The sequence below is a fragment of the Leuconostoc sp. C5 genome, from assembly GCF_056530425.1.
The window spans coordinates 1361933-1377839 of sequence record NZ_CP134351.1 but is presented as its reverse complement, the minus strand read 5'-3'; the positions used below and the strand labels follow the sequence as shown (position 1 = coordinate 1377839).

19 protein-coding genes are annotated in these 15907 nt (G+C 37.8%); 15 read left to right on the top strand and 4 right to left on the bottom strand.

What is annotated here, in order from left to right:
• Nucleotides 1-11 precede the first annotated feature (11 nt).
• The 4 genes from RHP56_RS06960 to pnuC all read right to left on the bottom strand — a co-directional run bounded on the left by RHP56_RS06960 (nt 12) and on the right by pnuC (nt 2450).
• Complete coding sequence (locus tag RHP56_RS06960) at nt 12-653, bottom strand: NAD-dependent epimerase/dehydratase family protein (RefSeq protein WP_102753175.1); 642 nt, start codon at nt 651-653, stop codon at nt 12-14.
• A gap of 40 nt (nt 654-693) precedes the next feature.
• Entirely contained in the window at nt 694-1326 is a 633-nt protein-coding gene (locus tag RHP56_RS06955; RefSeq protein ID WP_025268291.1) for a copper homeostasis protein CutC, read from the bottom strand.
• A 59-nt stretch (nt 1327-1385) separates the two neighbouring features.
• Nucleotides 1386-1559, bottom strand: a complete 174-nt coding sequence (gene rpmF, locus RHP56_RS06950; RefSeq protein ID WP_002815130.1) for a 50S ribosomal protein L32 — start codon at nt 1557-1559, stop codon at nt 1386-1388.
• A 96-nt stretch (nt 1560-1655) separates the two neighbouring features.
• Nucleotides 1656-2450, bottom strand: a complete 795-nt coding sequence (pnuC, locus tag RHP56_RS06945; protein WP_042250428.1) for a nicotinamide riboside transporter PnuC — start codon at nt 2448-2450, stop codon at nt 1656-1658.
• A 329-nt stretch (nt 2451-2779) separates the two neighbouring features.
• Between pnuC and RHP56_RS06940 the strand changes: the two genes are divergently transcribed.
• The 15 genes from RHP56_RS06940 (at nt 2780) to RHP56_RS06870 (ending at nt 15903) form a co-directional block, all read left to right on the top strand.
• The gene (locus RHP56_RS06940) at nt 2780-3430 is read left to right on the top strand and encodes a DUF1361 domain-containing protein (protein ID WP_102753177.1); all 651 of its coding nucleotides are present in this window, start codon (nt 2780-2782) and stop codon (nt 3428-3430) included.
• 148 nt (nt 3431-3578) lie between these two features.
• Nucleotides 3579-4118, top strand: coding sequence for a translation initiation factor IF-3 (gene infC / locus RHP56_RS06935; RefSeq protein ID WP_050892168.1), 540 nt, complete (start codon nt 3579-3581; stop codon nt 4116-4118).
• Nucleotides 4119-4183: 65 nt separating this feature from the next.
• Nucleotides 4184-4381 (top strand): 50S ribosomal protein L35, encoded by a 198-nt coding sequence (rpmI, locus tag RHP56_RS06930; RefSeq protein ID WP_002815120.1) that lies wholly within the window; start codon nt 4184-4186, stop codon nt 4379-4381.
• Between the two features lie 44 nt (nt 4382-4425).
• Nucleotides 4426-4845 (top strand): 50S ribosomal protein L20, encoded by a 420-nt coding sequence (gene rplT, locus RHP56_RS06925; RefSeq protein ID WP_002815114.1) that lies wholly within the window; start codon nt 4426-4428, stop codon nt 4843-4845.
• A 370-nt stretch (nt 4846-5215) separates the two neighbouring features.
• Entirely contained in the window at nt 5216-6568 is a 1353-nt protein-coding gene (gene brnQ / locus RHP56_RS06920; RefSeq protein WP_102753178.1) for a branched-chain amino acid transport system II carrier protein, read from the top strand.
• Nucleotides 6569-6721: 153 nt separating this feature from the next.
• A complete protein-coding gene (gene upp, locus RHP56_RS06915) occupies nt 6722-7351 on the top strand; it encodes a uracil phosphoribosyltransferase (protein WP_002815112.1) in 630 nt (209 codons plus the stop codon).
• 132 nt (nt 7352-7483) lie between these two features.
• The gene (locus RHP56_RS06910) at nt 7484-8446 is read left to right on the top strand and encodes an LCP family protein (protein ID WP_102753179.1); all 963 of its coding nucleotides are present in this window, start codon (nt 7484-7486) and stop codon (nt 8444-8446) included.
• A 115-nt stretch (nt 8447-8561) separates the two neighbouring features.
• Nucleotides 8562-9350, top strand: a complete 789-nt coding sequence (gene map / locus RHP56_RS06905; protein ID WP_011680126.1) for a type I methionyl aminopeptidase — start codon at nt 8562-8564, stop codon at nt 9348-9350.
• Between the two features lie 101 nt (nt 9351-9451).
• Nucleotides 9452-10222 (top strand): tyrosine-protein phosphatase, encoded by a 771-nt coding sequence (locus RHP56_RS06900; protein WP_102753180.1) that lies wholly within the window; start codon nt 9452-9454, stop codon nt 10220-10222.
• A 22-nt stretch (nt 10223-10244) separates the two neighbouring features.
• On the top strand, nt 10245-11138 hold the full coding sequence (locus RHP56_RS06895; protein WP_102753181.1) for a YveK family protein: 894 nt from the start codon (nt 10245-10247) through the stop codon (nt 11136-11138).
• A gap of 18 nt (nt 11139-11156) precedes the next feature.
• Nucleotides 11157-11921, top strand: a complete 765-nt coding sequence (locus RHP56_RS06890) for a CpsD/CapB family tyrosine-protein kinase (RefSeq protein ID WP_102753182.1) — start codon at nt 11157-11159, stop codon at nt 11919-11921.
• Between the two features lie 35 nt (nt 11922-11956).
• Nucleotides 11957-12598: a sugar transferase gene (locus RHP56_RS06885; protein WP_102753183.1), complete on the top strand. Its 642-nt coding sequence runs from the start codon at nt 11957-11959 to the stop codon at nt 12596-12598.
• A 271-nt stretch (nt 12599-12869) separates the two neighbouring features.
• Nucleotides 12870-13766 carry a glycosyltransferase gene (locus RHP56_RS06880; protein ID WP_281446837.1) on the top strand — a complete coding sequence of 299 codons (897 nt, stop codon included), beginning with the start codon at nt 12870-12872 and terminating at the stop codon, nt 13764-13766.
• A gap of 4 nt (nt 13767-13770) precedes the next feature.
• On the top strand, nt 13771-14760 hold the full coding sequence (locus RHP56_RS06875; RefSeq protein ID WP_102753816.1) for a stealth family protein: 990 nt from the start codon (nt 13771-13773) through the stop codon (nt 14758-14760).
• Between the two features lie 18 nt (nt 14761-14778).
• The gene (locus RHP56_RS06870; protein WP_281446838.1) at nt 14779-15903 is read left to right on the top strand and encodes an EpsG family protein; all 1125 of its coding nucleotides are present in this window, start codon (nt 14779-14781) and stop codon (nt 15901-15903) included.
• Nucleotides 15904-15907 lie beyond the last annotated feature (4 nt).

Below are 15907 nucleotides of genomic sequence, written 5' to 3'. Positions count from 1 at the left end.
TTTTTCAGCAGTTATTTTATTTTTATATTTCGTTTCAATAGGGCGCTTTCCTTGCCATTTAAAATATTTTCAACTTCTATAGCAAAGGTTTTGCGACTTACAGGACGATAACGCTGTAAAAATTTTAATCCAGGAATGCGTTGCAGGGTTACAAGAATAATAGCGGGAATATAAGAATAAATTCTTGATTTATCATAGACAATACCAGGATAAACATTATAAGCTCTGTCGTTTAATAGGGCTTTAGCCGAGTGCTCTACGGTTAATTTGGCCCGCAAATAGGCATTTAAAAAGAAGGGTGTCGCATTGGCGGATACAAACAAAAACTTAGTTTGGTGCGTTGTCGCAAGAACATCCAAGAGTCTTTGCGCGGGCTGAACGCTACTGTTTTGGTAATTAATATGTTTGAAAGGGTTGGGTAGCAATATTCCTACAGCATCGACAACCCAATCCGCTTCTCTGAGCAAATCTTGCCATTCTCCAGGCTTATTTAAATCAGCAGCGTGGTAAGTGACTTGGTCAGTTGCTTCAGTGGGAATGAATTGGTGCCGTGATAAACTATGCAATTCAAAGTCCTTGTTGTTCAAAGCTGATAAGATGCCCTGACCAACAAAACCTGTCCCACCAACAACAATTATTTTTTTGTTATCCATCATAGCTCTCCCTGATTTTAAAATCGTATCGTGCTAAAAATTAAACAATTTGTGTGCCATGGACCTCATTAACGCCTAAAATATTAGCTATGGCTTCAGCATTCATTTTTGTTACACCGCCACCAGGTAAAATTGTTAAATTTGCTGGGGCGCTGTTGACTAGTGTTTGCAAATGGGGCAGTGACTGCATGATTGGTACTGACAGTGGACCACCATGAGTTAGTATCCGCTTGACACCATGGTCAGATAGCCAATTCATCGCATTTTGTTGTTTATGGTTTGCGATTTGATCAAATGCCATATGCATGACAACTTGTAAATGCAATTTATGAGCGCAACCAATTAAAATAGACATACTATCAAAGTCTAGTTCATCGGCGGAGACAGCACCAAAAGTGACTATCTCACCGCCAACATCAGCAATTATTTGCATGGTATCCAACATTTGTTCGACTTCACTACTACTATATTCAAAATCACCACCACGTGGGCGAACCATGGTAACAACAGGTAACTCATTAGCAATTGCTAATGTATCAATAATTTTTTTAGTATCAGGTGTAATGCCACCTAAATCAAGTCGTGAATTTAATTCAATACGATTGGCCCCACGTGATATCATTTCACGAGCGCGCTGCACGGAATCAACCGCGGCTTCTTTTATTTTAATCATAGGTAATTAGTTTTTGCCTTTAAACAAAAAAACCCGTTCATTATGAACGAGTGTCATTGTTACTTTTTATCAATAACTTGCTTGCCGTTGTAAACACCAGAAGGTGAAACGCGGTGTGAAACGCGATATTCACCCGTTGTTTGATCCAAAACAATGTTAGGAACGTTCAAGCCGATGTGACCGCGACGATTACGCTTGTGAGACTTTGAATTCTTGTTTGATGGGGTAGCCATAAGAGCACCTCCTTTCGTTTCAATTTATCAACTAGTCAAGTTTACCGAAGTTTTAAATATTTGTCAAGGGCTACGGCTTATTAATGTCAAGGAAATTTACTTGACATGGGATTGGATAATTTCTTGAGTATATACCTTATGGTGGAACCATGAAGATTGAAAGACACCGATCAAGTCATTACCGACATATAGCATATAGGTTAAAAATAAGACCCAGTTTGCATCGCCATGGACAGCAGTCAACCCCCATAATAGTACTTGAGCAACGCCCTGAATAAGCCACATGGCAAAAGCTTCTGAAAAACGGAAAGTTGTTAACAGGGCGCCAACGAGACCAGTTGCCAAGACAGCTGAATCAGCAACTGGTCTTGGTGTGTGCAAAACTTGTGTTTCAAATAGATAAGCTGCAATGAAAGCGACGATTGCTGAGCCGATAAGCACAGGGTACCAAAAAGATTTACCATGCTTTTCACCACGAGCATCGGTTTCGTGTATGAACCGAATCCGCTTTTCAACATCAATTGCCCAGCCAGGCATGATTAAAACGGGAATATCAAGTAATACAATATATACGGCTTGTAATACCGCATCGGCGGGGTTATTGGCTTGGAGTGCCATCGCGATATAAATTAAAGCAGAAAGTAAACCGAAAACGCCATTTAAGGGCCGTGCATTGGTGATGGCCAATGTTGTTGTAAATCCTAGGATTGCGGCGACAAATGTCCACCATGTCATATGATTAATGGGAGAACCGGCAAAGAATGAGCTATAGGTAATGACGAGGTAACCAAAAATTAATAGAATGTATGAGGTCTTTGTCCAGCCAGACATTTGATGAACGTACCACTTGAATGAAAATAAATCTTTAAATGTAATTTTTTTTGAAGACATAGCGTAACACTTGCAGTGATAGGTATCCGTTGGATAGCACTGCACCTTTCTGATTGAGATTAAAAATGCGTTATATTGGGGTTTGTTTGATAAAACAACTACCAATCAGAATGAATAAATACGATGTTGCTTTCAATAACTCGTTTATTATTTTGAATCATTTTTTCTCCTTTTTCTATTTAATTTGAGTGTACAACACAAAATTTAACTTGTGTTGAAATTTCAAACTAAAAGACAATAGTCGTCCATGTTACAATAATAGTAAGTGATTGTTAGTCAACAATTTCGTATAAAATAGTTTATAAATTGTTTGTAGAGGTTGGGTATATATGAAGAAACAAGACATAACAAGTGTTTTAGCGATACATGTCATTGTATTATTATTTTTTGGGTTTGTTTTACTAACACCAACGCATTTCACTTTCCTGAATTGGAACATTTTTTTGGCGTTGTTGCCACTAGATTTTGCCATTATTGTAAATATTAGTAAACGCCGATCCATACAAATTATTTTCAGCTTGTTATGGCTATTATTTTATCCAAATACGATGTATATGATTACCGATTTTATTCATCTGCAATATATTGGTATCGGACTCACTGTTCGTATGCAATACTTCAATTACGCGGTGTTAGCAACAGGGGTCTTTATGGGCGTTGTTTTGGGGATGTTAAGTATCGAACTGATTTTAAAGCATTATTTCCATAGAAGGCATGAACTATTACAATTGGTTCTGATATTTGGCTTGTCATTGATTGCCAGTGTTGGTATTTATCTTGGCCGTTTTTTACGTTTGAATTCTTGGGATGTTTTTACACAAACACATCGCGTGGCAAGGTTGGTCGTGTCATCAACTAGTATGCATATGCTGGCGTTTGTTACACTATTTGCTGGCGTACAGTTTGCCATTCTGGTCATTAGTCACTTTGGTATTAGCCTTATCCACAATGTAGTTGACAACAATGAGGAAACAGAGTAAACTAATAGATGTTGAACAAGTAGAAGCACCCGCTTCTCGCCAAGTGACTATGTTGCTTGGCAGATACAGTTGTACGAAAGTACTGCAAGTGTGGAAGTGGGTAAAGATTAAGTTCTTGGCCCACTTTTCTTCTTGATTCACAAAATAAATTTGGAGGTGCCTGACAATAGCACGTCAACCACGACAAGTTGATTTAGTCAACGAAAATATCCGCGCCCCACGTGTTTTGCTTATCCACGATGGTAAGCAAGAAGAAATGTCAACACGTGACGCACAACAGTTAGCGAATGATGCAGACATGGACTTGGTATTGGTGCAAGCTAATGCAGAAGTTCCAGTTGCCAAGATCATGGATTGGGGTAAAGCGAAGTTCGAAGCTCAAAAGAAGCAAAAAGAACAACGTAAAAACCAAAAAATTGTTCAAGTTAAAGAAGTTCGCATGTCACCAGTGATTGATTCTGGCGATTTCGAAACACGTAAGAAAGCAGCAATTAAGTTCCTGTCACAAGGGAACAAGGTTAAGCTTAATTTGCGTTTCCGTGGTCGTATGATTACTCACCAAGACATTGGTCGTGAGGTCTTAGACCGCATGGCTGAAGAACTTAATGACATCGCCAAGGTTGAACAACGTGCCAAAATGGACGGCCGCCAAATGTTTTTGGTCTTGGCACCACGCGATGCCAAGTAAGTTAGTGTTTAGTAGCTTGCTATAGTAAGCATAAACAAAAATCGTAAAGTAGGAGAATTGGTCACATGCCAAAGATGAAGACACACCGCGCATCAGCAAAGCGCTTTAAGAAGACAGCCAATGGTGGCTTGAAGTCAGCTTCAGCTTATACTTCACACCGTTTCCACGGTAAGACAAAGAAGCAACGTCGTCAATTGCGTGGTACACGCATGATGGATTCAACGACTGTAAAGACATACGCTAAGATGTTGAGCACGCTCTAATTTCAAGGTACGTCTAATTATTTAATTTCTAGGAGGAAATACCCATGCGAGTTAAGGGTGGTACAGTGTCACGCGCACGTCGTAAAAAGTTTGTTAAGTTGGCCAAGGGTTACCGTGGACAACGTCGTATTAATTATAAGGTTGCTAAGCAACAAGTTTACAAGTCTTACTTGTACGCTTACCGTGATCGTAAGAACACAAAGCGTAACTTCCGTAAGTTGTGGATTGCTCGTATCAACGCAGCAGCACGCATGAACGGTTTGTCATACTCAAAGTTGATGCACGGTTTGACATTGGCAGGTGTTGAATTGAACCGTAAGATGTTGGCTGAAATCGCTGTTTCTGACTTTGACACATTCACAAAGTTAGCTGATCAAGCCAAAGCAGCATTGTCATCTGACAACGTCTTGGTTCAAGCACGTACAGCGGCTACAACTGACACAACTGTTTCAGTTGAACGTTAATCATTAAACTAAAAACGCTTATAGCGTTTTTTATTTTGATTAAAAGTTGACAAAGTAGATAAAAATTGTTTTAATAATATTATCAAGTAAATGAGAAAATAACATGACATACCAATCAGCCACAACTGAACAAATTATTATCAGCATTATTATCATTAGATAGTGATAAGTGCTGAATTTTTTTAGTGCCTATCACAACATAACGTGATAGGTAGCTGATTGATATTGTTTAAGAGACGAGCTACTAGATTCATAGTAACTCGTCTTTTTTATTTTCTTAATAAAACAGAGGAGAAAATGACAATGTTGCCATTAAAAGTATAGCTTGTTTAGCTATAGAAAATAAAACATGAAATATAGGAGAGTAATAATGGTTGAGAAAAAATTGACATGGAAACAATTAGTTTTAGTGGCATCACTCATATTTGGGATGTTTTTTGGGGCGGGAAATTTGATTTTTCCAATCCAATTAGGACAATTATCAGGTGGCAATTGGTTACCGGCGACAATCGGTTTCTTGATTACCGGAACGGTTGTGCCGTTTTTGGCGATGATGGCGGTGAGCTTAACAAACAGTCAAAGCGTTTATGATATTGCTAAACCAGTAGCACCTTGGTTTGGTACGGTTTTCTTGGTAGCTATTCATTTGACGATTGGCCCATTTTTTGGGACACCACGTACAGCAGCGACAGCTTTTTCAATGGGAATTGCACCCTTTGTACCACTTAAATATCAAGGTGTGGTGATGTTTGTATTTTCCGCTGTGTTCTTTGGCTTAGCTTACTTCCTAACTGTCAAGGAATCGGGGTTATTGAAATGGGTCGGAAAATATCTTAATCCACTTTTCCTAGGCTTATTACTGGTGGTGCTTGTTTTGTCATTGGTTTTGCCAATGGGGAATACACATCAAGCAGTATCTGCTGCTTATCAAAGTAATGCAGCATTCCAAGGAATTCTGGACGGTTACAATACGATGGATGGTATTGCGCTGTTAGCTTTGGCGGTATCAGTTGTGTACGCGGTCAGAGGATTAGGCTTTCAAAAGCAACAAGTATCTAAGGTATTGGCAAAAGCTGGTTTGTTAAGCATCCTAGCTGAAGCGGTATTATATGCGGTATTGGTTTTGGTTGGTACTACTAGCTTAGGTTTGTTCAAAGCTTCTGATAATGGTGGTGCTGCCTTTGCTCAAATTGTTAGCCACTATATGGGCAACTTTGGTACGGCGTTGACAGGGGTAATCGTTACACTAGCTGTCTTTACGACAGCAATGGGGTTGTTTGTATCATTTGCGCAAGACTTGCACCGTGTATTTCCAAAAGTGAGTTACTTATGGTGGCTACGCGTTATTGCATTTGGATCATTCGTTACAGCTAATGCTGGATTGACGAACATTGTTGCTTGGTCAGTGCCTGTGTTGATGCTGCTTTATCCATTTGCCTTAGTCTTAATCTTATTATCGCTTTTTAGTAAGTATTTCAAAAAATCTCCAGTTGTTTATCGCTTTGTGGTTGCTTCTGTTACTGTGCCAGCTTTCCTTGATGCATTAGCTAGTTCACCATTGGCTACAACCAGCCACGTCCAAAGCTTAGTTAATGGTTATCACCACTTTGTACCGTTTGCGGCCCTTGGATTTGGTTGGGTTGTGCCGGCAGTTGTTGGTGCGGTTCTTGGTGTGGGTGGTTATTTGTTAACCAATAGCAAGCGCGTTACAGCACTGGATTAAAATTAATTTGTTTTTAGTATCAGTTTAAATTATGAGAAAATTAGCCTTGACGTCAATTTTTTTGGTATACTTTTATATAGCAAAATGAATTGGAAGGAAAGGTGTTCACGGCTTCACTAAAAATTAGGGAAGTGGTGTGCATTCGAAAATATCATGGGAAAATTTGTTGTAATGGATCATCCTTTGATCCAACATAAACTTACAATGATTCGTAATAAGAATGTTGGGACCAAAGATTTTCGTGCATTAGTTGATGAAATTGCGATGCTAATGACGTATGAAGCAAGTCGTGATCTTCAATTGGAAGACGTTGAAGTGGAGACACCAGTTACTAAGACGATCAAAAAGCAACTTGCTGGTAAAAAGCTTGCTGTTGTGCCAATCTTACGTGCCGGACTAGGCATGGTTGATGGTATCGTGCAACTAATTCCAGCGGCTAAAATTGGGCATATTGGTATGTATCGTGATGAAGAAACGCTTGAACCAGTTGAGTATTTCATCAAGTTACCAGAAGATATTGACCAACGTGATGTCTTGTTAGTGGATCCAATGTTGGCTACTGGTGGCTCAGCAAAAGATGCCATTTCAGCATTGAAGAAGCGTGGTGCAAAGCATATTAAGTTGATTACACTTGTTTCAGCACCGGAAGGTGTTAAGGCAGTGCAAGAAGCCCATCCAGATGTTGACCTTTATACGGGTTCTCTTGATGAAGGCTTAAACGAACATGGTTACATCGTGCCAGGACTTGGCGATGCCGGTGATCGTTTGTTTGGTACAATGTAAATCAATATCATCGTAGTCTGTCTGTAAAGGCAGGCTTTTTTATTGGTTTCGTGACGGAACTTAAGCAAATGGCAAGCTATTATGATACAATAAACAGCGATTATGTAACAAAGCTAAAAGGAGCATTTAATTATGAAACGACGATCTCAGATTCGTCCTAAAAAGCATCATAGAGTGCGCAATACTATTCTGACAATTATCGGACTATTGTTTGTTGTCGGACTTGGTCTAGGCGCCTATGCATATACTAAAGTTAACCACACAATTACAAAGATGCAAAAGACATCAACAACGACAAAGTCTGCTGATAAAATTACGAATAGTAAAAAGCCAGTTTCATATCTTCTTTTAGGAACTGATACAGGTGAGCTTGGTCGTTCGTATAAAGGGCGTACGGATACTATGATTGTTATGACAATCAATCCTAAAACCAAAACAACTACAATGACATCAATCCCGCGTGATACATTGGTAACAGTTAGCGGACAACAAATGAAAATCAATGCTGCCTATGCTTATGGATCAGCTGCTTCAGCAACACAGGCTGTTGAAGACTTGCTTGATATTGACATCAATGGTGGTTATATATTGATTAACATGGGTGGCTTAGTTAAAATGGTCGATGCAGTTGGCGGTGTTGACGTGACATCACCACTCACATTCACAACTGAAGGTGATGACACGCAAGCTGACTCTAAGAACCAGTATTCATTCGTAGCGGGTAAAACGTATCATATGGATGGCGAGGAAGCCTTAGCCTTTGCACGTATGCGACACGAAGACCCTAATGGTGATTATGGTCGTCAAATGCGTCAACAATTGGTCATCAAAGCCATTTTGAAGAATTCAGCCCAAGTTGGTACCGTGTTCAATGATTCATTCTTGACCACCGTCTCTAACAATGTGCAAACTGATGTTTCAACCAAGTCCATGAAAAACTTGGCGTTGAGCTATCGTGCTGCATTTGCTACGGTTAAGCAGGATCAGTTAAAGGGTACCACGCAAAGTATTTCTGGATTGGGGTCAACAGAAGTCATGAGCCAAACAGAAATTGATCGTGTTCATAAGGCAATTACAACCCAAATGACACAATAAAAGTTAAGTAAATTTTAGGATTGTCCTTGAAAACTCTTCGTAGTTTTCGGGGACTTTTTATTTGGTAACATTATATGTATAATGAAATAGATATTGAAAATGAAAGAAGTAACTAATGATACAGTTAAAATCACCTAGAGAAATTGAAGCTATGCGACAATCTGGTGCTATCATCGCTGGTATGCACCATATGTTGCGTGATCTCATTGAACCAGGTATTGATACATGGGAAATTGAAACAAAGTCACGGGAGTATATCGAAAGCCATGGTGGCGTGCCTCTGCAGATTGGTTTTGAAGGATTCAAGTATGCTACGACTATCAGCATAAATGATGAGGTGGCGCATGGTTTGCCACGCAAGGGACTAAAGCTGAAGAACGGCGATTTGGTGAAGGTTGACACAGTGGTTGGCTTGAATGGCGCCGTATCTGATTCAGCATGGTCTTATGCTGTTGGCGAGGTGACACCAGAAGTCCAAAAACTGATGGATGTGACCAAAAAAGCGATGTATTTGGGTATTGATCAAGCGATTATTGGGAATCGTGTTGGTGATATTGGAAATGCCATTGAGCAGTACACTGAAGTTGAACACCATTACGGGGATGTGCGTGAATATATCGGGCACGGTGTTGGACCAACAATGCATGAAGAGCCAAATGTACCGCACTATGGTAAACCAGGTCACGGTGTGCGTTTGCGTGAGGGGATGGTCATTACCATCGAGCCAATGATTAACTTAGGTGGCTGGAAGGTTGAGACTGACCATACAGAAGCCGATGGCTGGACAGTACGAACAGCAGACGGTTCATGGTCGGCACAATACGAACATACATTAGCAATTACAAAAGATGGTCCGAAGATTTTGACAAGTCAGGATCCGGAGTATGATAAACGTTACTCATAATTGTCATTTTTATGTAATGTTTTGTATGCTACAGTTTAATAATGGGGACAGGGGATTTTGCTCTTTTTGCGAGCAGTCCCTTTTTATTATGGGAGAAAAATATGCTGATAGATTTACATAGTCACTTATTACCAAACATAGATGATGGGTCCAAGTCTCTGCGAGCTTCTATACGTATGGCCAAGGAAGCTGTAGATAGTGGGATTAAAGCTGCGTTAATGACGCCTCATCATATGAATGGCCATTACGTGAACCATAAAGATGATGTCATCAGACTAACATCAGAATTCCAAAAACATCTAGATAATAATGACATTGGACTCCAAGTATTTCCTTCGCAGGAGGTACGTATCAATGGTGGCTTATTGCAGGCTTTGGATGATGATGATATTTTGTTTGCTGATGAAAGTAACCGCTATCTTCTACTGGAGTTTCCAGATGATGATGTTCCTACATATAGTAAAGATATGATTTTCCAAGTCATGCAACGTGGTATTACTGTAGAAATTGCTCATCCTGAGCGAAATACTAAAATAATGTCTACACCAAGTATTTTGTTTGATTTGATTGAAGCGGGCGCGGTGGCGCAGGTGACAGCAAGTTCCTATGTAGGTACCTTTGGTAAAAAAGTTGAGAAGTTTGCCGAAGAAATTATTAAGCATAACTTGGCTCATGTTTTTGTTTCTGATGCGCATGACTTACCAAATCGTGATTACGAGATGGTTGAGGCCATGGCAAAATTAGAGAAACAAATGGGACGGGACTATCAAGAATTGTTTGAGACTAATGCTGAAGCAATACTTGATGGTGATAATGTCACGAGCTTGGTTCCAGAACCAATCGTTAAACGTAAGTTTTTTAGTAAATTTTAGAGAATAGAGAGATTAATGAACTATGAATAATGTTCTTGAACTACGTCAATTATGGCAGATTATTCGAAAACACTTCTTTTCAATTGTTGTGATGGCAATCATTGGTGCAGCTGCTGGGTATGGCATTGCTAAGTTTGTCATTGCACCTACCTATAGTGCATCAACAAGTATGTTGGTTAACCGATCTGCTGATGACACGAGTACCGCAACTGCTAACTTGTCTGATCAACAGGCCGACGTGCAGCTGATTAATACATATAAGAATTTGATTATTTCTAGCAATGTTCTAGGAACTGTATCAAAAGAATTAAAAAATCCAGCACCAGTTGTTGTACAAGAAGCCCAAGATGCTGAGTACAAAACGCTTGCTGATGGTACACAACGTCTAGTAACGCCAGCAAAAAAGAGAATTACAAAACCTTCAACGAAGACAAAATACAATTTAACCGTTGAAGAGTTAAAAGATATGATTTCAATTAGTAATCAACAAAATTCGCAAGTCTTTTCAATTAATGTTAAAGCCAAAGATTCTAAACTAGCTGCCGATGTGGCCAATGAAGTTGCCGATGCGTTTAAAGATAAAATTGGTGGTTTTATGAAAATTAATAACGTCTCGATTGTCGATGCAGCGAAAGCCAATAAACAACCGGTCGCACCAAATGTTAAGCTATTTACTTTGGCTGGTTTTGTAGTACTTGGTGGATTAACATTCTTGTATATGCTTGTTAAAGAATTATCTGATACCACCATTAAGTCACCGGATGAAATTTCAGAAGCATTTGGCATGACGAACCTTGGTATTATTGGTCATGTTAAGCCAATTAAGCACTTCAGTATGTCACCAAAGGTAGAGATTGCTAAACCAGAGAATAGTAAAACACCACGGTCACGTTTGAGCCGTTTGGATCGCGATTAAAGAGATTAGGAGAGCAGAATGAGTTTTTTTAATAAAGGACGAGCTGTTGGTAAAGATGGTCTGTCCGTTGAGACAATGACCAAAGGCGCTCGCTTAATTACCGCAGCAGAACCAAAAAATCCTGTGTCAGAACAATTCCGTACCTTGCGTACGAATATCGAATTCGCCTCAGTAGCGAAGGGTGAAATCAAAACGTTATTAATTTCTTCGGCATTACCTTCAGAAGGTAAGTCAACCGTGACCGCTAACCTAGCTGTTGCCTACGCGCAACAAGGGAAGAAAGTGTTACTAGTTGATTCTGACCTGCGCCGTCCTACAGTGGCTGTGACATTTGGATTGAATAAAAATGCTAGTGGGCTAACGAATTATCTTGGTGATTCTGAAAAAGAGGTTGGGTCAATTATTCATCGCACGGCAATGGATAACCTCAACGTCATGCCGTCAGGACCAATACCACCTAACCCAGCGGAGCTCCTGGGATCAGGTCGTATGACGAACTTAATTACCCAGTTGAAAACACACTACGATATGATTATCTTTGATGTACCGCCATTCTTGATGGTTACGGATGCACAAGTGTTGATGTCGAAAATGGATGGTGTGGCCATTGTTGTTAATGGTGGTAAAACGACTAAAGGTGCGTTACAACGAACACACGAAATTTTGAAAATTGCTGAAGCACCAGTACTTGGATTTATTTATAACGATCAGAGTCGTAAAAAGAAGGGCAGTGCTGGTTACGGCTATGGTTACGGCTACGGTTATGGAGAAACCAAGGCTTAAGCAATAATCGTATATTGGGAGATGGGAGAGAACTATTGGTTTATAGAAAAGTTGTTAAACGATTGCTTGATTTGTTGCTAGCAATCCCCATGTTAATCATTTTATTGATTCCATTAATCATTATTGGAATTATTATTAAGTTGACTTCGGAAGGCCCCGTTCTATTTATTCAAGAACGTTACGGTAGGAATTCGAAGCCTTTTGCGTTGTATAAATTCCGTTCAATGACAAACAAGGCACCGGTAAAAGCGAATTCAGAGTTTGAAGACATTGCAAGCTATGTGACGTCTTTTGGCATGTTTATCCGCAAAACATCGATTGATGAGCTCCCACAATTATGGAACATTATTAAAGGTGATATGAGCTTCATCGGGCCTCGTCCGCTGGCTAAAACTGATGAAAAGGTGCTGTCTTTGCGAAAACAAAACGGTGCCGATCAAGTATTTCCCGGTATTTCAGGATTAGCACAAGTTAACGGGCGAAATAATCTTTCTGATGAGGACAAAGCATCTTATGATGCTAAATACGCAGCACGCTTGAACTTTAGAATAGACATGTTGTTGACTGTGGAAACGTTTGTATCTGTATTGAAACACGATGGTGTTTTTAAGGAAACAGTTATTGATGACGACTGTAACAAAAAGAATATTCTGAGAGACGAGAAGGAACATATCTAGTATAAATAAAAACAGACAATAAATTTCGTTATTATCATTTTAGGCTATTATTATTTTGAAAATAACATTGAAATCAGATGTTATCTTTTAATGAAAAGAGTTTATATTTGATAAATTACAATATAGTTAGTGTGGTTCAATATACCATATTTGCTCTTATCATGAATTCACGAAAATATTCTAGGTGAATTGTTAATTTAGAGAGTAAAACTAAAGATCAGAGAAAGTAGGAATTTCCTACAGAGAACATTATAGAAGGAAATTCCTAAAAATGATAAAAAATATTAGCAATATAAAAAAAAGTATAGATGATCATCCATGGCCAGATGAAAAGCAATATTTGAAGCGTTGCGAATCATTTACGGCACTGGTTCCAGTATATATAAATGATTGTTTACCTGATTTTAAAATTGCTATTAAAAGTGTTGTTTTAAATACTGTAACCCCTAACGAGATTCTGATTTTACAAGATGGACCTGTTAGAGAAGACATGTCTCAATTTATTGAATTTTTGCTAGCTCAGTTTCCAAATGTTGTTAAAACGTATGCAAGAAAAGAAAACCGTGGTTTGGGATTTACTGCAGCACATGGTGTTGAAATTGCAAATAATGAGTTAATTGCCAGGATAGATGCTGATGATATTTCTGATGTTAAAAGGTTTGAAAAGCAGTTAAGGGTTTTCAAAAAAAATAATAAATTAGATATTATTGGTAGCAATGTTGCCGAGTTTGATGAATTGTATAATATTTATAGTTATAGAACTGTTCCAAGTAATACTAATGATATCTATAAATTTTCAAAAATGAGATCTCCTTTTAACCATCCGAGTGTGATGTTCAAAAAAGAAGCGGTTATAAAGTCTGGGAACTATCAAGAAATTGACTTCATGGAGGATTATGATTTGTGGATGCGAATGATCAGTTCTGGGATAATCGCAGAGAATATCAATGAAGATTTAGTTTATATGCGAGCTTCCAACTCAATGTACAGTCGACGAGGAGGAATGAAATACATTCGGGCTTACGTTAGTTTTCGCTATTCGCTTCTAAAAAAAGGTTTGATTTCTATAAATGAATTTGGACTATCAACAACCGGAATTATTTTCACGTCTTTAGTACCTGTGTCGCTTAGAAAGTTTATTTACGGTTTAATATTAAGAAGGAAGTAAAAAAATGGATTTAACATTTCCAATTGATTTTGTTGTGCTGTGGGTTGATGATACTGATGAAAAATGGCAACAGGAGAAACAACAGTATAGAGAACTAGAAAATGATGATAAGTCTATTTCTAGATTTAGGGATACTGGTCTTTTTAAATATTGGTTTCGCTCAGTAGAAAAGTATGCGCCATGGGTTCATCATATTTTTTTAGTGACGAATGGTCAAGTGCCGGATTTTTTGAATACGGAGCATGAAAAAATTACTCTAGTTAACCATAAAACAATTATGCCAGTTGACGCTTTACCAACCTTTAATTCTAGTGCAATTGAACTGACAATCAATAATATCCCTAATTTAAGTGAACATTTTGTAGAGTTTAATGATGATATGTTTTTAAATCGTCCAGTTAAGCCAACAGATTTTTTTAATGTTAATGGAGTACCAAAAGACACTGCTGGACTTAACCAAATAATGCCAGTTGAAAATTTCGATCACGTTACAGCTAATAACATTTCGATTATTAACCAAACTTTTAATAAATCAGAGGTCTTAAAAAAAGAATGGCGTTTGTTTTTTAACATTAGGAACGGTCCACTAAATATATATACTGCATTGTTGTATTTCTTTCCTAGGTTTTCACGCTTTTATGACTTACATGTTGCCTATTCTTTTAAAAAAAGTTTATTTAACGAGTTCGTTACTAAAAATGAGAACAAGGTTTTTCAGACAATACATACGAAATTTCGAGCAACTACTGATATATCTGTCTGGGGAGTCAGATATTACCAAATTGCTACTGGGAATATTTCACCACGTAAATATAATTTTGGTAAGTTTTATACCTTCGCCGATTATCAAAAAATTGTCAAAGATATTTTGGAACAAAGACACCATATTATCGATATTAATGATACGATTGTCAATAATTACTCGGAAATATTAAACGATATTACGAAAGCCTTTAATAGCAAATTGTCTAAAAAGTCGTCTTATGAAAAATAATAGGAAGGAATCTAACCAATGGGGTATTTTATTGTTCTTGCTATTTCTTGGATTGGTTCTTTAATTAGTAAAGGTAAAGGTATTATCTGTACATTTATTGCTTTTCTTTGGATGGCTTATCTTGGAGGAACAGCTTCACCAACAACTACGACCGATTACATTAGTTATCAATATTATTATAATTTACTGTTAAATGGTTTGCCTGGAAATAGACTAGAGTGGCTTTACACATATTTGTCAAAAGTTGCCATTTACTATGGCTTTGATTACGCGTCATTTCGTTTGTTTCTGATATACGCAACTTTTATTATTCTGTTTATTGCAGTGATTAGGCTAACTGAAAAACCTATTTTATTTTCAGCACTATTTTTAATTTTTCCTTTTTTTAATGAAGTCACGCAAGTTCGTAGCTTTGTAGCATATACTTTAGTATTGTTTGGTCTAACTTTTTTGAAAAAGTTGAGTTTCAAGAACATTTTAATTTTTGAGGTAATTGTTTGGTTAGGAATGGGATTTCATTCATCAGCCTCTGTATTCTTATTTATTCCATTGGTCCAAATTTTTGTTCAAAAAGCTGGTATAACTAAGGCCTCTTACTTATCGACAATCTTGACTTTTAGTTTTGCACTGCTATTAATGATATCTTCGAAAATTGGAACACTTATCAACTTTATGGCAAGGATTTTAGAACTTGTTGGTGGCAGCTTTATTGCAACTACGTTTACTAATTTGATGAATCATTCCAGCAATAGGAAAATATTTTTCGTAATTGCCTTGATTAGCTATGTTTCGTATCAATGGTACTTGGCAAAAGTCGGGAATGAGTGCTCAATAAACAATTCTAGCTTTAGAGTTCCTTATTCTCTCTATGCGTTACTACTTATGGGAGAATTATTGTTACCGCTGCTGTTAATTTCTGATCAACTACAGCGATTTCAAAGAATTGGAATTGAAAGTGGATTGTTGATTGCCAGTACACTTTTTTATGAAAAAGTAAAAACTAAAAAGAGCGGAAGATATCTTTTTATACTGATAGTAGTTGTATTAATTCTTATTAGTATGTTTCTGTATTATGGATTAACAGATATAAATGCAGATTTTCCTAAAAGTATCCCTTATATAGGGCATTTTATTAAAGAGTAGGTGG